Annotated in this window: 15 protein-coding genes and 1 riboswitch; of the genes, 13 read left to right on the forward strand and 2 right to left on the reverse strand. The window is 47.1% G+C overall.

The genetic code is table 11. From position 1 onward, the window contains the following. The first annotated feature begins 19 nt into the window (after window positions 1–19). From NBH06_RS09765 to NBH06_RS09795, 7 genes are all read left to right on the forward strand, one after another. Window positions 20–817, forward strand: coding sequence for an undecaprenyl-diphosphate phosphatase (locus NBH06_RS09765; protein ID WP_046412089.1), 798 nt, complete (start codon window positions 20–22; stop codon window positions 815–817). 10 nt (window positions 818–827) lie between these two features. Continuing rightward, a complete protein-coding gene (gene truB, locus NBH06_RS09770) occupies window positions 828–1,547 on the forward strand; it encodes a tRNA pseudouridine(55) synthase TruB (protein ID WP_250794098.1) in 720 nt (239 codons plus the stop codon). Window positions 1,548–1,558: 11 nt separating this feature from the next. Further along, window positions 1,559–2,608: a tRNA preQ1(34) S-adenosylmethionine ribosyltransferase-isomerase QueA gene (gene queA / locus NBH06_RS09775; protein WP_250794101.1), complete on the forward strand. Its 1,050-nt coding sequence runs from the start codon at window positions 1,559–1,561 to the stop codon at window positions 2,606–2,608. A gap of 816 nt (window positions 2,609–3,424) precedes the next feature. Then, a riboswitch (cobalamin riboswitch) is annotated at window positions 3,425–3,632 on the forward strand. A 52-nt stretch (window positions 3,633–3,684) separates the two neighbouring features. After that, window positions 3,685–6,066 carry an anaerobic ribonucleoside triphosphate reductase gene (locus NBH06_RS09780; RefSeq protein WP_250794228.1) on the forward strand — a complete coding sequence of 794 codons (2,382 nt, stop codon included), beginning with the start codon at window positions 3,685–3,687 and terminating at the stop codon, window positions 6,064–6,066. After that, entirely contained in the window at window positions 6,066–6,542 is a 477-nt protein-coding gene (nrdG, locus tag NBH06_RS09785; protein ID WP_250794111.1) for an anaerobic ribonucleoside-triphosphate reductase activating protein, read from the forward strand. Before NBH06_RS09780 ends, nrdG begins: the two co-directional genes overlap by 1 nt. A gap of 77 nt (window positions 6,543–6,619) precedes the next feature. After that, a complete protein-coding gene (locus NBH06_RS09790) occupies window positions 6,620–8,125 on the forward strand; it encodes an arylsulfatase (protein ID WP_250794113.1) in 1,506 nt (501 codons plus the stop codon). Window positions 8,126–8,543: 418 nt separating this feature from the next. Next, window positions 8,544–10,784: a glycoside hydrolase family 2 protein gene (locus NBH06_RS09795; protein WP_250794115.1), complete on the forward strand. Its 2,241-nt coding sequence runs from the start codon at window positions 8,544–8,546 to the stop codon at window positions 10,782–10,784. 56 nt (window positions 10,785–10,840) lie between these two features. Here NBH06_RS09795 and NBH06_RS09800 read toward each other — a convergent pair whose 3' ends face one another. Continuing rightward, window positions 10,841–12,004, reverse strand: coding sequence for an acyltransferase family protein (locus tag NBH06_RS09800; RefSeq protein WP_250794117.1), 1,164 nt, complete (start codon window positions 12,002–12,004; stop codon window positions 10,841–10,843). Window positions 12,005–12,116: 112 nt separating this feature from the next. Between NBH06_RS09800 and NBH06_RS09805 the strand changes: the two genes are divergently transcribed. Continuing rightward, window positions 12,117–12,986: an AraC family transcriptional regulator gene (locus NBH06_RS09805; RefSeq protein ID WP_250794119.1), complete on the forward strand. Its 870-nt coding sequence runs from the start codon at window positions 12,117–12,119 to the stop codon at window positions 12,984–12,986. Between the two features lie 84 nt (window positions 12,987–13,070). On the opposite strand, the gene NBH06_RS09810 is transcribed toward NBH06_RS09805, so the two are convergent. Continuing rightward, window positions 13,071–13,361, reverse strand: a complete 291-nt coding sequence (locus NBH06_RS09810) for a hypothetical protein (RefSeq protein ID WP_021891262.1) — start codon at window positions 13,359–13,361, stop codon at window positions 13,071–13,073. Window positions 13,362–13,758: 397 nt separating this feature from the next. Here NBH06_RS09810 and NBH06_RS09815 point away from each other — a divergent pair, with 397 nt between their 5' ends. The 5 genes from NBH06_RS09815 (at window position 13,759) to NBH06_RS09835 (ending at window position 17,416) form a co-directional block, all read left to right on the forward strand. Continuing rightward, a complete protein-coding gene (locus NBH06_RS09815; RefSeq protein ID WP_250794121.1) occupies window positions 13,759–14,478 on the forward strand; it encodes a tRNA threonylcarbamoyladenosine dehydratase in 720 nt (239 codons plus the stop codon). Then, on the forward strand, window positions 14,475–15,146 hold the full coding sequence (locus tag NBH06_RS09820; RefSeq protein WP_250794123.1) for an ABC transporter ATP-binding protein: 672 nt from the start codon (window positions 14,475–14,477) through the stop codon (window positions 15,144–15,146). Before NBH06_RS09815 ends, NBH06_RS09820 begins: the two co-directional genes overlap by 4 nt. 14 nt (window positions 15,147–15,160) lie before the next feature. After that, complete coding sequence (locus NBH06_RS09825) at window positions 15,161–15,823, forward strand: NigD1/NigD2 family lipoprotein (protein ID WP_250794125.1); 663 nt, start codon at window positions 15,161–15,163, stop codon at window positions 15,821–15,823. A 2-nt stretch (window positions 15,824–15,825) separates the two neighbouring features. Continuing rightward, on the forward strand, window positions 15,826–16,131 hold the full coding sequence (locus NBH06_RS09830; RefSeq protein WP_195634206.1) for a DUF3467 domain-containing protein: 306 nt from the start codon (window positions 15,826–15,828) through the stop codon (window positions 16,129–16,131). Window positions 16,132–16,216: 85 nt separating this feature from the next. Beyond that, window positions 16,217–17,416: a DUF3843 family protein gene (locus NBH06_RS09835; protein ID WP_250794127.1), complete on the forward strand. Its 1,200-nt coding sequence runs from the start codon at window positions 16,217–16,219 to the stop codon at window positions 17,414–17,416. Window positions 17,417–17,665: the final 249 nt, after the last annotated feature.

Here is a 17,665-nt window from a genome sequence, read left to right on the forward strand (position 1 = left end):
AATTTTCATTGATCACATTATGACTTGGTTAGAATCTCTTATATTGGGCCTCGTGCAAGGGCTCACCGAATATCTGCCGGTAAGTAGCAGCGGACACCTCGAAATCGCGAATGCATTGTTCGGTATACAAGGTGAAGAAAACCTCACTTTTGCCGTGTTGGTGCATACGGCGACAGTATGTAGTACGATTGTTGTGCTATGGAAGGAAGTGGAGATTTTGTTTCGTGGACTTTTCCGTTTTACGTGGAATAGCGAAACGAAATATCTGGCAAAAATAGCTTTGTCCATGATACCGGTAGGTATCGTAGGGCTGTTTCTGAAAGACTATGTAGAATCGTTTTTTGGCAACGGTTTGTTATTGGTCGGCATCATGTTGCTGGTAACTGCGGCGTTGTTGACATTCGCTTATTATGCCCGGCCTCGGGTGAAAGAAGATATATCTTATCGAGATGCATTCATCATCGGTCTCTCGCAGGCGGTAGCCGTTTTACCCGGACTTTCGCGTTCCGGTACGACTATTGCGACCGGACTCATGCTGGGAAACAAAAAAGAACAGGTGGCCCGATTCTCGTTTCTTATGGTGATTATTCCTATTTTGGGCGAGGCTCTTCTTGATTTGATGAAAGGAGGGTTTTCTCCTGCGGAGTCGGGATTGTCCGTACCGGTGATGATTATCGGATTTCTTGCCGCATTCGTGTCGGGGTGTTTGGCGTGTAAGTGGATGCTCCGTTTAGTCAATAATGGCAAATTAGTGTATTTTGCTATCTATTGTGTGGCGATGGGAGCTTGTGCTATAATTTATTCGCTTGTTCACTAATATCGCCGATATGGACTTTAACGAAGGCGAAATCATATATATCGATAAACCGCTTCATTGGACTTCGTTCGATGTGGTCAAGCGCATACGGGTGCGTATACTCCGCCGCATCAAACAAAAAAAATTGAAGGTGGGGCATGCGGGAACTCTCGATCCGTTGGCTACGGGCGTGATGATTATATGCACGGGACGAGCGACGAAACGGATAGAAGAATTTCAATATCAGACCAAAGAATATATAGCGACTTTGCGTCTGGGAGCGACGACACCGTCGTTCGATTTGGAAACAGAGATAGATGGCGTTTATCCCCATGAACATATCACCCGTGAAAGTGTAGAGCGAACTTTACCTCGATTTGTCGGTTCGATTATGCAGATACCGCCCTCTTATTCGGCTTGTAAAGTCGATGGCCGCCGGGCATACGATATGGCCCGTAAAGGGCAGGCGGTCGACTTGAAGCCCAAAGAATTGGTTATCGACGAAATAGAGTTGCTTTCTTGCGAATTGCCCGAAATCAAAATCAGGGTCGTGTGCAGCAAGGGAACTTATATTCGGGCTTTGGCTCGTGACATCGGAGAGGCGCTCGGTAGTGGAGCCCACCTTGTGGGATTGATCCGTACACGAGTGGGCGACGTGACTCTTGCCGATTGCCTTTCGGTCGAACAGGTCGCCGACATGATAGACCATATAGACGTGGAACCCGTTTTGGAAGAAGAGAAAAAAGAATAATAATTAAAGATATGAAACTGTCCCAATTTAAATTCAAACTACCTGAAGAGCAAATCGCTCAATATCCAGCTAAAAACCGTGATGAATCCCGGTTGATGGTAATCGACCGGAAGACGGGGAAAATAGAACATCGCATTTTTAAGGAAATTATCGAATACTTCGACGAGAAAGACGTGTTCGTGTTTAACGACACCAAAGTTTTTCCGGCTCGTCTTTACGGCAATAAGGAAAAAACAGGAGCTAAGATAGAGGTTTTTCTGTTACGGGAATTGAACGAAGAGAATCGGTTGTGGGACGTTTTGGTAGAGCCGGCTCGTAAGATTCGTATCGGAAATAAACTCTATTTCGGCGACGACGATTCTATGGTGGCCGAAGTAATCGACAATACGACTTCGCGAGGGCGCACGTTACGATTCCTTTACGACGGTTCCCACGATGAGTTTAAGGAAGCTCTTTACAAGTTGGGAGAAATGCCGTTGCCCTCCTATATAGCCCGTCCGGTAGAAGAGATGGATGCCGATCGGTATCAGAATATTTTTGCTCGTAACGAAGGTGCTGTTGTCACTCCGGCCGCCGGTCTGCATTTCAGCCGTGAGCTGTTGAAACGAATGGAAATTAAAGGAATCGATTACGGGTTCCTCACCCTTCATTCCGGCTTGGGTAATTTTCGTGAAATCGATGTCGAGGACCTCACGAAACACAAGATGGATTCCGAGCAGATGAGAGTGACTCCCGAATTGGTGGAACTCGTGAACCATGCTAAGGACGAGGGTCGTAAAGTGTGTGCCGTGGGTACATCGGTGATGCGAGGGATAGAAAGTGCTGTAAGTACGGGGGGACACATGAAAACGTATGACGGTTGGACCAATAAGTTTATTTTCCCTCCTTACGATTTCACTGTGGCAACCAATTTGGTGACGAACTTTCACATGCCCCTTTCCACTATGCTTATGATGGTAGCTGCGTTCGGTGGTTATGACATCGTTTTGGAGGCATACGGATCGGCATTGAAAGAAGGTTATCGTTTCGGGGCTTATGGCGATGCCATGCTCATTTTGTAAAATCGATTGGGTACTTTTATAATAGGGAGGAATAGCGTTTTCTACGTATTCCTCCTTTTGTTTTCGATGAACGTCCTTAGATTCCGACAGTATCTACTGAACCGCCTTTTACGGTTCAGCCGAAAATCCGTAGGGTAGGCATGAATTTTAGCGATGAACCACTTGTCAACAAACACATTCCGGACTTTTCGGTGAAAGGTTGATTCTTGCTTAAATTTCTATACAAAGTGTACTCCTCCTCTGTGTTTTGCACAGCAAAATATAGGGGAGGTGTCCGAAGGACGGAGGGGTTGAAAAAACGCAGCAAGGGGAACGGATTGGGCTGCAATCTCCTCCCCTGCCGTGTCCCGTAGTATTACGGGGTACTATGTTAGCCATATAGAGGAGACACCGAAGAAACAATAGTTTCTAAGGAGAGGGGTTGGAAAGATGGCATATAGTATTTTTGTAGTATTACTCCCTCTGTCACTACGTGCCACTTTGCCTATATTTTACATGGCAAAACGCAGGGGGAGAAGGGCGGGCTTTTCACTTTATGGTTGTGCAAAAGGGCAATTCCCTTAGATTTCCTACTGAGCCGATATTCTCACTGATTATCGACCTCGCTTGTAATAGTAAGAAAACCGACAAGTAAAGTTGAGAGACTCTATGAAAACACTATCTTTTCGGGCAGTTTCAGAAAAAATAAAAGTGCTATATTGATGGGCAATAATTCCCTGTTTTGGGAAACTTTCTTGATAAAATAATTCTAAAAGTTTTCCAAAACAGGAAACTTTTGTGTGTAGATTTGTTGTTTTCTTGGAAAGAATTTATGTACCTTTACACTCGCATTTCGGTTCGGTTGTCGCTGTGAGGCACAATCGATAAAAAGGGAATCGGGTGAGAATCCCGGACAGTCCCGCTGCTGTAATTCCTGCAAAAGTCCGTTGACACAGGCCACTGATAAAGAATCTGTTTCTGAATATCGGGAAGGCGTTTTCGGATTGGGAAAAGTCAGAAGACCTGCCGAAGTGGGAGAGAAGCAAATGAACGTTCGAGGAGGCGTTCGCAGTATCGAATCTTTAATAACAATCAGCATGGACTATGCATGTATTACCATTACGAAACGTGATGGATCCAAAGAGAACTTCTCGATTGAGAAAATCGAGCGGGCTATCGCTAAGGCCTATCGTGCCGACGGTATGAACGACGACGAGACCTCTATTAAACAAGTTACGGCCGAGGTTGCCGCTGCCATTGATAGGGAGAATATCTCGGTAGAGGAGATTCAGGATTTGGTAGAGCGCAAATTGATGATGCGCAATCCCTCGGTAGCGAAGAAATTTATCATTTATCGGGAGTGGCGTACCAAGGAACGTGAAAAGCGCACATCGATGAAGCAGGTGATGGACGGTATCGTGGCGGTCGAGAAGAACGACGTAAACCTGAGCAATGCCAATATGTCGTCTCATACACCGGCAGGGCAAATGATGACATTCGCCTCGGAGGTCACGAAAGATTATGCCTATAAATATTTGGTCGGGGTTCGTTATGGACGGGCACACCGGGAAGGCGACATACACATTCACGACCTCGATTACTATCCCACCAAGACGACCACTTGCGTACAATATGATTTGGAGGACATCTTCAACCGGGGATTCCATACCAAGAACGGTACGGTGCGTACGCCGCAGTCCATACAGAGTTATGCCACGTTGGCCACCATCGTTTTCCAGACCAACCAAAATGAGCAACACGGCGGGCAATCCATTCCGGCTTTCGACCATTTTATGGCGCCGGGCGTCTTGAAGAGTTTCCGCAAGCATCTCGAAAACGGGGTGGGCTTTATTTGTCGTTTGCACGGAATGGAAGATATGCCGGCGTTGAAAGATTTGTTTCGGAAAGAAATCGTTTCGATCGATATGACCGAAGAACAGAAAGCCGCTTTGGGCGAGCGTTTGAAAGAGATAGGGGTGAGCGTCTCTGCTGCCGAACTCGATACCGCTTGGCGACAAAGTTACGAGATGACTCGTAAAGATACGCATCAAGCTATGGAGGGGTTGGTTCACAATCTCAATACCATGCACTCTCGTGGAGGTAATCAAGTGGTGTTCAGTTCGATAAATTACGGGACGGACACTTCGGCCGAAGGCCGTATGGTCATGCGGGAGTTGCTTTCGGCGACTGTCGAGGGGCTTGGTAGCGGTGAAGTCCCGGTATTCCCCATACAGATATTTAAGGTAAAAGACGGTGTCTCTTACACCGATGAGGATTACGATGCCGCGATGGCCGATTTCGAGGGTGCGATGGCGGGAAAAATCAAATTCAAGGCGCCTAATTTCGACCTGTTGCTCGAAGCCTGTCGCACGACTTCTACTTCGCTTTTCCCCAATTTCCTCTTTTTAGATACCGAATACAACAAAAACGACCTTTGGAAAGCCGATGATCCCGACCGTTTTCGTTACGAAGTGGCGACGATGGGATGCCGTACGAGGGTCTTCGAGAATTTACACGGTGTTAAAAGTTCGTGGGGGCGGGGTAATCTCTCCTTTACTTCGATGAATATGCCCCGGTTGGCAATAGAGGCCCGGCGGGAGGCTGAGGAGTTGCACCCCGATGGCGACAAGCATGCTATTCGTCGGGAAGCCCGTATTCTATTTTTGGAGAAAGTGCGCAGTGTGGCATCGATGATTGCCGAGCAGCTCTACGAGCGTTATGAATATCAGCGCAAAGCGCTTGCCCGTCAGTTCCCGTTTATGATGGGCAACGACGTTTGGAAAGGTGGTGGCAAGCTACAACCCAACGACGAGGTGGGCGATGTCATCGATAGCGGGACATTGGGTATCGGGTTCATCGGCGGGCACAATGCGATGTGTGCTATTTACGGCGAAGGCCATGCTCATAACCAAGAGGCATGGAACACACTCTATGATGCCATACGAGTGATGAACAATGTTGTCGAGGAGTACAAGACCCGCTACAATCTCAATTACTCGGTTTTGGCTACTCCGGCCGAAGGGCTTTCGGGACGTTTCACTCGTATGGACCGCAAACGTTACGGTGTTATTCCGGGCGTGACCGATCGGGACTACTACGTAAATTCGTTCCATATCGATGTGAAAGAACCAGTGGGTATTGTAGAGAAAATCAAGAAAGAAGCCCCTTTTCATGCTATCACGAAAGGTGGGCACATTACCTATGTCGAGCTCGACGGCGAAGCGAAAAAGAATGTCTCTGTCATTCTCAAAATCGTGAAAGTGATGCACGACGAAGGAATCGGTTACGGGTCGATCAACCACCCGGTAGATACCTGTCGTTCGTGCGGTTACCGAGGTGTCATCTATACGCAATGTCCGGTTTGCAAGAGTGAGAATATATCGCGCATGCGACGAATTACAGGTTACCTCACTGGAAGCCTCGAATCGTGGAATTCCGCTAAGCAGGCCGAAGAGCGTGACCGTGTGAAACACAAATAATGGAACCGCTTCATATCATCAATGTTTACCCCGAGACTATCTCCGACGGTTTCGGGGTACGCTATGCCATCTATCTGGCCGGTTGTACCCATCATTGCCGGAGATGCCACAATCCCGGCAGTTGGAGTCCGGTGGCCGGCGAGCCGCTCACGGAGCTTATTCTCTCCCGTATCGTCGCCGAGATAAACGACAATCCCATTCTCGATGGAATCACCATTTCGGGCGGCGACCCTTTCTACAACCCTTTTGCGTTGTTGGCTCTGCTCCGTCGCCTCAAAGAGGAAACTCACAAAAACGTCTGGTGTTACACCGGCTATACCTACGAGTCCCTGTTAAAAGACGAGACCCGCCGTCCCTGTCTCGACTATATCGACACCCTTGTCGATGGTCCGTTCGTCCAATCGCTCTTTGATCCGGCTCTCTCTTTCCGGGGCAGCAGTAATCAACGGATATTGCATTTGTCGGAATACCGGTAGAGTTTTCCGAGGTTTTATTGTTTTTGACTTGTGGAAATCATATTTTTGTATCGTTTGTGTGATAATAAACGATAATTATGAATGCCTTGACTAACCTGAAATGCACATTGGCTCTCTCTGCCGGATTTTGCTCCTCATTTGCGAATGCACAAAAACAGCCCCATATTATATTGATTATGACCGACCAACAGCGGGGCGATGCTGTGGGGTGTATGGGAAATGAGTTTGTCATTACCCCTCATTTGGACAAACTTGCCAACGAAGGAACTTTGTTCATGAATGCCTATTCGTCTTGTCCCAGCAGCACGCCCGCCCGTGCCGGATTGTTGACCGGAATGTCGCCGTGGCATCACGGAATGTTAGGATATGGACGGGTAGCGCCGAAGTATGAGTACGAGATGCCTCAAATGTTGAAAGATGCCGGTTATTACACCTTTGGTATCGGGAAAATGCATTGGTATCCCCAGCGGGTGAAACACGGATTTGACGGAACGTTGTTAGATGAGAGCGGTCGCAGGCAAGACCCCCATTTTACCAGTGATTATCGACAGTGGTTTCAGGTGCAAGCTCCCGGGAAGAATCCCGATGCAACAGGCATTTGGTGGAACGATCACGGTGCTGAGGTTTACAAATTAGATGAAAAACTACATCCCACGTACTGGACCGGCGAAATGGCTTGCAATCTCATCAGCCATTATGACCCCGAAAGCCGTCCTTTGTTCCTCAAAGTGTCTTTTGCCCGTCCTCACAGTCCGTATGATCCGCCGCAACGTTTTCTGGATATGTATGATAACGTCGATGTTCCCGACCCGGCGATAGGAGATTGGTGCGGTAGATACGCAAAGCGGTTGAATCCCGAAGAGGCTGCCTCGGATGCCCCTTACGGAAATTTCGGTAATGAATATGTCCGTAATTCCAAGCGACACTATTATGCCAATATTACTTTTATCGACGAACAAATTGGGCGTATCGTTCAAGCATTGAAAGACAAAGGTATGTATGACAATGCTCTCATCTTTTTCGTATCGGATCACGGCGATATGATGGGCGACCACTATCATTGGAGAAAGACTTATCCCTATGAGGGCTCGGTTCATGTTCCCTGTATCGCGAAGTGGCCGGCAAATGTCGGTGGGGTTGCTGAGAAAATAGATAATCCGGTGGAATTGCGCGATGTTTTACCTACCTTCTTGGATATAGCCGGGGCAACCGTCCCTGCCGATATGGACGGACGCCCTCTTTTACCGCTGGCCAAAGGAACCGATACCGGGTGGCGAGAATATATCGATTTGGAACATGCCACTTGTTATAGTCGTGACAACTACTGGTGTGCGTTGACCGATGGGAAAATAAAGTATGTATGGCGTTTCTACACGGGGCAGGAAGAATTGTTTGACCTTGTCGCAGATCCGCAGGAACTCCACAATGCCGTTAACGATAAAGAGTACAAGGAACGGTTGGAAGAACTGCGTGTCCGAATGATACGTCACCTCAGTGAACGAGGAGAAGAGTTCGTGAAAGACGGGCGATTGGTCGTTCGCAAAAAGAAAATGCTATACAGTCCTCATTATCCGAAAGAATGATTTTCAATCTCCTCGGTGTTTTGCAATAGCGAAGTATAGGGTGAGAGGTTTAAAACATTTTCAAACTCCTCCCTCTGCCGTGTCCCGTAGTATTGCGGGGTGTGGCAAAGCAATAGGGGAGGTGGCACATAGTGACGGAGGGGTTGAAAACGCCATCACATCAGTCAGGTTATATTGAACGATTATTCCTGCAAGAAGTATCATCTTCCCAAAAACTATATAAAAATTCAGTTATATTTGTAGGGTACAGGATGTAGTTCGGCATGGTCTAAATCTAAAAAATATGTTCATTTGCCTCTATTCTTTGTATAATATGGGATTCGTTTCGGCATAGCCAAGCCTGAAATATGATTTCCTCTTGTCTCTGCACTCAACTTGTGCTATATTTGTTCGATCCTAACAGCCGATTTACTGTACAATGGAGCCTAAAAAGAAAATATATCCCGAATGGAGCGTCGGGTACACCTCCGACGAAAAAGCTACTCCTCTGAAATTTTTCCCGGCGACCGTTCCCGGAGCCACGCAACTCGATATTGCCCGTGCGATGAAATACGGAGACTATCGACAATCTGACAATTACATGTTATACAAATGGATGGAAGATTGCTATTTCATCTATCGAACTCGGTTTCACTCCCCGGAGATAAGTCGGGAAGAACAGGTGCGATTCGTATCGAAGGGCATCGACTACCGTTTTGAAATAAAGCTGAACGACAAAGTCATCTGGTCGCAAGAGGGAATGTTCACGCCTGTCGATATAGATATCACCGGGGAAATCCAAGACGAAAATACGTTGGAAATAAAAATATGGCCCGTTCCTAAAAAGGAAGGAGCCGAGCAAGACAATCGAATACAAGCCTCCGACTCGGTAAAACCGGCCGTAAGCTATGGGTGGGATTGGCATCCGAGGCTTATTCCATCGGGGATTTGGGACGAAACCTATTTGGAAATAAGTCCCAAAACCATCTTGGACGATACTCTTATAGAATATCGACTCTCCGATAACTATGAAATAGTCGATATACAAGTATCGGCGACGATCTCCTCTCCGGCCGCTACGATATACGAATGGAGGTTATACGACTATAACGGGGACGAGGTTTTACATACCCGTGGTGAGTCGTATGACCACATAATTTTTTCAGAGCGATTGGAAAATCCCCACTTATGGTGGTGTCACGATCAAGGAGTACCCTATCTATATCGTTCGGAAATTACGTTATTTTGTAAAGATTCGGGGGAATTGCTCGACAGGAAAATCCAGACGGTAGGTTTCCGCCGGGTGAGATTAATCATGAACGAAGGGGCTTGGCGAGAACCGTCGGGGTTCCCCAAAGGTCCGAGTGTTGCCCCGGCACAAATCGAATTGAATGGTAGAAAAATTTTTGCAAAAGGTTCTAATTGGGTCAATCCCGAAATTTTCCCGGGCACGATAACCGAAAAACGATATGAAGAGTTACTATCGTTAGCCATTCAAGCCCATTTCAATATGCTGCGTTCATGGGGTGGTGGTATCATCAACAAGGAAGCGTTCTTTGAATTATGCGATCGTATGGGAATACTGGTATGGCAAGAATTCCCTTTGGCATGTAATTGCTATCCCGACACATCTCGCTATCTGAAAGTTCTGGAACAAGAAGCCACTTCGATTATCCGACGATTGCGGAAACATGCATGCTTGGCTATCTGGTGCGGGGGAAACGAGTTATTCAACAACTGGTCGGGTATGACATCGCAATCCTTGCCGTTGAGACTGCTGGACAGCCTATGTCTCCGGCTTGATCCCGAAACTCCGTTTATCCCCACCTCGCCGATGCCGGGAATGGGACACGGACCCTATATGTTTCGATGGGAAGGTGAGGAAATTTATACCTTGATAGAAAAAGCTCATTGCACGGCATACACAGAATTCGGTATACCCGGAGTGTCACCTCGAAGCGTTCTCGAAACCTTCATACCTCGTGAAGAGTTGTTTCCCCCGAAGCCGGGAACGAGTTGGGAATGGCATCATGCATTCGGAGCATGGGAGGCTGATTTAGGGACATGGCTTTGTCCGAACCTGTTGAACGATTATTGGGGAGAAGCCCATTCTCTCGACGAGCTTATTGCCCGCAGCGAATTACTGCAAAGCGAAGGTTATAAGACCATTTATGAAGAAGCCCGACGCCAAAAACCTTATTGTTCGATGGCTTTGAACTGGTGCTTCAATGAACCGTGGCCGACGGCCGCAAACAACTCGATTGTTGCTTATCCGGCCATTCCCAAAAAAGCATTCGAGGCAGTAGCCGACTCCTGTCGTCCCCTATGTGCAAGTGCTCGTCTGTCCAAATTCACATGGTTCGAAGGAGAGTATTTCGAAGCTGAATTATGGATATTGAACGACTGCGTGACAGATAAAGAAAGCCTGAAAGTAACAGCCGAATTATGGGCCGTGGACCAAAAACTATCTTCGTTGCTGTGGGAAACCGGAAAAGTGAAAAGTCAGACAAACATTCGTGGTATAACCCTCCGCCAACAGTTACCGGCAATAGAAACCGACAAGCTTCATTTAAGATTGTCGGTCGAGAACTTCCCGGAATATAATTCGGACTATACGCTGATTTACCGACGCAAAAGTTTCACTGCATTCAGAACTCACGTTATGAATTTAACCGAATGAGAAATGAAAATGCAGAATATTTCGATTTACATGTTGCCGTTCCAAATAGACTGGTCTTACTTATTTACAAGAAACCTGTTTTTCAGCCAATTGCGAACAGGCAAATCATAGAGTTTCAAACAAGCGTGTGCTACACCGACAGACAAGATAAACGTCGATACGGAGACAAATACGTGCGCTCCCATAGATGCATCAGGATTGTGTGTCACCCACGCCATCTGCATATAGGCAAAGGGATAATGGGTAATATAGAGCGGATAGGAGATTTCGCCCAGATAATTGCATACGGCCACACTGTGTTTCCCCTTTACCTCGCTGCCGGCTCCCATCGCCACGATAATGGGGAACAAAAGGAGTATACATGCCGCATCATAGATACCATTTTGCCAAGCATCGGTTTCGCCTCCGATACGAGGCATTACCAAAGCTGCGACGACAAGTAACGAACACCACCAGAAGCCGGCCTTTACCCGAATAAGTTTCCCTATACGAAACAGCAATAATCCTCCGAAGAATGGATAAAGCACCCGAACGATACCGATATAGACCTGTTCGGGGGTAATACTCCAACCTCCGATAACGGTATAAGCCGTAATGTCTCGATGGGCAAGTAACCCGAACACATCGAGGTTAAGTGTCAAATCGAGCGTCAAAAACGCCGCAAAGGAAACAAAACAAACCAATGCGATTTTGGAGAACCTACGGACGACCAAAGCATAAAGAATATTCGCCAGATATTCCCACATGAGCGACCAAGTAGGCCCATTGAGCGGATTGGTCTCTTGCCAGCCTCGTATATCCCAACTGGTAAGCGCCGGTATCATCGTACAGGCAAGCAGAAACATGAGCAGTACCTGCCACCATGCAGTTTGGTCTATAAGAGGGAAACGTTCGCAATTACCGAAATAGAACAACAATGCGCCTATTGCCGACCCCATGATTACCATAGGGTGCAACCGGATTAAACGGCGTTTGAAAAAAGCCAGAGTGGACATCTTTCCCCATCGATTGTCATAAGCATATCCGATCACGAAACCAGAAAGTACAAAGAAGAAATCGACGGCAAGATAGCCGTGGTTCAATATTTGATAAGCAGGACCTTTGGAATAAGTTTCAAACAAGTGAAAGGCGACGACAATCACGGCAGCCACTCCTCGCAATCCGTCGAGAATAGCATAACGTGGTTTTTCGGACATAACCGCATCGGTGATTTTCTCCATGATATTATGCTGTTTTTTACGGGTACAAAAGTAGGACTCTTATTTTGATTGATATTTGCATATAGTTCGAAACTTTTGATTTATATTTACATTTTATATAAAACAGTCCCAGATGGAATCCAAATATTATCACTTGACAGGAGGTACGCATTCTTTTCTCGTATTACACGATTTGCTAAACCCGTCCGAAGAGTTTCCCATTCATACACAATCGGACTGGGAACTTATCTACATTATCAGAGGTTGCGGCACATTCGTTATCGGCGACCAATCGCAACCTTTCACGAAAGATGAAATTTTTTTAATACCGCCCGACATGTTGCACGGTTGGATATTCGACAACAATCCCGGCAATGTGGTAGAGGATATTTGTCTGCTTTTCAGGAAAAACCTGTTTAAAGAACTCTCGGTTACATTACCCGAAATAGGGCCGCTCGGACATCTCGACAGCCGGCAACACACGGCCTTTCAGTTACGAGGCGATTTATTGAAAAATGTGAGGCATGAAATGCAGGAAATAATAAAAACCGACTCGCTCGGACAATTATCGGGAGTGATACGGATACTCGGACATCTGGCTCTTTCCGACGAGATGAATCCGACAGGAATCAATCGCCCGTTAAAGAAACGGGACAAGAAGATACAACAGATAGAGATTTATGTTTCCTTGCATTATAATCACGATATTCCTATCGACGAAATCGCCTCCCTCGTACACATGAACCGTTCTTCGTTCTGTGTCTTTTTCAAACGAATGAAAGGGGTATCGTTTACGAATTATCTCAATACCTACCGTATGGATATAGCCTGCCGCCTGTTGTCGACGACGGACAAATCGGTCTCCGAGATAGCGTACGGCGTAGGATTTAATAATCTATCTCATTTTTGCCGGACATTTCTGAAATACAAAGAAGTCTCGCCTACGAAATACAGGAACCGCATGGGGCATGGCCACTCGGACATAACCACGACTCCGGCATAATATTTCAAAGAAAACTACGGGCCATCAAACAAAAGGCGACCGCAATTTTGCGGTCGCCCCGAATTCATCTTTCAACAACAGAATTTACTTTTTTACATTCTTCTTTTCGCAGCAAGGAGCCTTAGCCTTATCGCATTTGGCTTGTTTGCAGCAATCAGCTTTGTCGTTGCATTTTGCCTTAGAGTCGCAACAAGGAGCCGTCGCTTTACAATCTTTGCATTTGCAATCGGTGCAATTACACTCTTTCTTACAATCGGCTTTGCCTTTTTTGCAGCATTCCGTTTGGGTCTTACTACCGGTAGTCGTTTGAGCCACAGCCGGCAAGGCTATCATCGAAGCAGCGGCGATACACGCCATAACAAGAAACTTCTTCATAATTACTTTATTTTTAATAGGTGACTACTTTACAAAATAGAAAGCCAGCAAGGTTGCCTTAGTATCTCGGCATAGTCTATTTCGTATTATTTTACAACGCAAATATACAATGAGGAGATTACCGAAAAACCCAATGAATCTTATTTTTACCAAAAATCCTGTGAATAAAATCTATAAATAGAATAAAAATCATATCGATTACTATCGTCCCGCCTATCCGTGTGCCACGGACGTCGTGAGTAAAAGACAAATCGCATTTCTGAATCGACGAAAAACCGTTATCCATATTACTATCGCCAATGCGTTCGACTTTAATTTGCCTCGGCTATTTCCGATTTTCGGTAAAAAAGAGTATCTTCGTCATTCAATTATATACAGACAAACCGCATAAGAAAAGATGGACGAATGGTTGTCACGTACCCGGCTGCTGTTTGGCGATGAACCGATAAAACGATTGCAAAATGCCCACGTCCTTGTCGTGGGGGTGGGTGGTGTAGGGGCTTATGCCGCCGAAATGGTCGTGCGAGCCGGTATAGGAGCTTTGACGATTATCGACGGAGACACCGTGTCCGAGAGCAATCTGAACCGACAATTGGTAGCTTTGCACAGTACATTGGGAAAACCCAAAGTCGAGATATTGAAAGAACGGTTTCTCGATATAAATCCCGATTTGAAGCTAACGGCACAGCATCGTTTCATCGAAGAGGAAGATATTCCCGCTTTGTTGGAGGGCGGCGAAATAGATTTTGTCATCGATGCCATCGACACGCTGGCGCCGAAGGTAGCTTTGATCGCCTATTGCCTGCGGCATAAAATCAAAATTGTTTCATCGATGGGTGCAGGCGGACGCAAAGACCCGTCGGCCATACGGATAGCCGACATAGCCGATACCTACCATTGCGCTTTGGCAAAAGCGGTAAGATTGCGACTGCGGAAAGAGGGTATTTCCAAAGGTCTGAAAACGGTATTCTCCACCGAGCAGGCCGATCGTAACGCCGTCGTGGTCGTGGAGGGAGAACGTAATAAAAAATCGACCGTCGGGACGATTTCTTATCTGCCGGCAATCTTTGGGTGTTATCTGGCGGGGCATGTCATCAGAAAACTAACAGAAGTATGATAGAGATAAAAAACATACACAAGAGCTATGGTTCTTTGGAGGTACTGAAAGGTATCGATGCCGTGATCGAACAGGGCGAAATCGTCTCCATCGTGGGGGCGAGCGGAGCCGGCAAAACAACCTTGTTGCAGATCGTGGGAACGCTCGACAAGCCCGATTGCGGGGAAATCTTATACGACGGCAGGCGGGTGGATAACCTCCCCGATAGGGAAATGGCGCGTTTCAGAAACGGTAACATCGGATTCGTATTCCAGTTCCACCAGTTGTTGCCCGAATTTACGGCTCTCGAAAATGTGATGATTCCGGCTCTCATCGGGGGGGGAAACCAATCGGATGCAGAACAGGAAGCCAAGCGGATACTCGATTTCCTGAGCCTGAGCGACCGACTGGGACACAAACCGGCTCAACTGTCGGGCGGTGAAAAACAGCGGGTTGCCGTTGCCCGAGCATTGATAAACCGCCCCTCTGTCATACTTGCCGATGAGCCGTCGGGAAGTCTCGATTCGAAAAATAAAATCGAATTACACAAACTGTTTTTCGACCTGCGTGACGAGTTCAAACAGACGTTCGTCATCGTCACGCACGACGAGACGTTGGCTCGAATGACCGATCGTACCCTCTTCATGAAAGACGGTTCCATCGTTTCTCCCGCTTCTGTCGAAGAATAAAACAAGGCATACAAATGAAAAAGAGTTGGTTATACGGTTGCTCCTTTATCCTTTTATCTATCTTCGCAACGGCTTGCGGAGACGATGAAAAAGATATTTACGGCATCTTCTATGCCGACATCGTCACTTGCCATACGAATAAAGGCAATCCTTATTTCACCTACCAGACAACCGATTCCGCTCCGGTCGATACGCTTTATCCCGTTTCGGAAGTAAATAGCGATGACATGGGCGAGGGAGTGCGTGTATTGCTGCAATACCGCCCGATAGGAACGTTGTCGGAACACAAAAAGCAGGTAGAAATACAAGCGCTTTCGGCTATTCATTTCGACACGCTCCGAATAGTACCCCATGACAAAATCGACCAGTTGCCCGACGATACTCTTTATTTGCAAAGCGCATGGAAAACCGGCGACTTCCTTAATCTGAGGTATCGTATCGATTACCACAGCCGGCCGCACAGCATCCTGCTTGTCGCCGACGAAGCCGAGCTTTCCGGCGATACCTTGAAAGTACAGTTGCGACACAGTCGCAACGACGACCCCGAGGGACATTGGAGCAATCTATACTCGTCGTTCAATATCTCGGCTTATCGAAGCCGTCCTTATACGACGCTGCAACTTTATGTAAATCAAGTAAATTTCAACTATAAATACTATTACTTTAAACTGAACTGATTATGGAAGAAAAAAAGGAAATCCAGATAGAATTGTCTGCCGAAGTAGCCGAAGGCATTTACTCCAATCTCTCTATTATTTCTCATGCTCCGTCGGAGTTCGTTATCGACTTTATCCGCATGACTCCGGGTGCTCCCAAAGCTCCGGTGAAATCGCGTATCATTCTCACGGCCGAGCATGCCAAACGATTGTTATTCGCCTTGCAGGACAACATACGCAAATACGAAGCTCAATTCGGGCCTATACAAATGAACGATCCTCAACGGGGCGGTATGCCTCCTTTCATGGCTCCCGGCGGGGAAGCCTGACAACCGACAGGAGACGAATTCTCTCTAACTCGTTATCTTTTCGGGTGTGACTCGGAATAACTAATCTCGTAAAAAAGGAAAGACAATGAACATCACTTTGCAACAATGGCTTTCTCGACAGCCTTATACACAAACGACCGACAGCGATCGTTACTATACGCAACTGGCCAACCGAGTATATGACCTCGTAAAAATATCTCCGTTGAAAGAAAGATTAACCGAGGAGGCCACTAAAAATCTTTGTTGCGATGTCGTAGGTTATTTTGCCGATATTCTGTCCGGTACGGGATTGTGGGCAACGTTTCTCTCCTACCACCGCTCGCTCTACGGTCGTACCCTGCCATTCTTTCCCGCCGAGAATTACTACGACGGGGAAGTAAATCGGGAAGACCTGCGAGTACTACTCTGGTATCTGCTTTGTACGCACGACTCCTTGCACGAGGTTCTTTCCCCGCTCGACAATCGTCTCATCACAACGGCCGATAAGATTTACAATCTGTTAGAGTCGGAATACGAAACAGCTCCCGACTCACCCTTGTTACAAGAATTTTGCCTTCCCGAACTGAACGATACCGACGACCCCGAATCCCGTTACCGGTTCGCCGAATGGCTCTTTTGGGATTCGTTTCTGTTGGGCCCTTCCAATCGTTCGCTCGCCCGGCAGCTTTCACACGAGGCACAGAGTAAATCGCATGGAGACAAAGAAAGAATCGCCAAGCTCGGCGAACTGCGTCGGGAATCGCTATATACTCTGCCGGCCGGACCTTTGGCGCTCTTTGCTCACGAATGGGTCTCTTTGCTTTGGCAACACACTTTCCCCGAAGAAGCGGAAGAGAAAAAGGAACTGCACCCCTATTACCGGCAATTCACCCGAGAAACCGGAGGCATGCCTGTCAAATACATAGGCTCTTACTCGGAGTTGGACAAATTTCTTACCGAAGGGATGCAATGGGGAGAGACAGAAGGCGGACATCTCTCGCACCTCGCCGGGAAAAAGAATTTTATTCTCTATGTCACGCCTTACAAAGGCATGCTCATCGCTTCGGATATAGCCCAATGCGTATGCGACCCTGCCAATCCTTGTTACGACCCGCAGGCAGCCCGGAGGGATGCACTGTCGCTTCTTACCGTACCCGGGCGATGCCCCATAGACCTACTCATCTATTTGTGCGAAAACCGACTGCTTCCCGATGCTCGCTTCGCCGACGGTGACTCCGCACTTGTAACCGAAAACTGGGACTTCATCGCCCGCTGTCTCTTGCAGGATTATTACCGGGCAGTATAAATACCGCTGAGTTTTTTAATCCCTTCTCCCCAGCCGTGTCCCGTAGTATTATGCGATAGAGGAGAAGGGTACAAAGCTATCTTTGTGCCGAAACGAGAAATACCATTTTCAATCCTCTCCCTCTGCTCATCGTAGAATGAGATAGGGGGAGTGCCCGTAGGGCGAGGGGGTTGAATATCTGATATAAACCGACTGATGAGATGGCGCTTTTCAACCCCTCCGTCACTACGTGCCACCTCCCCTATATGG

Source organism: Barnesiella sp. B2-R-119, assembly GCF_023656675.1.
Lineage (GTDB): Bacteria > Bacteroidota > Bacteroidia > Bacteroidales > Barnesiellaceae > Barnesiella > Barnesiella intestinihominis.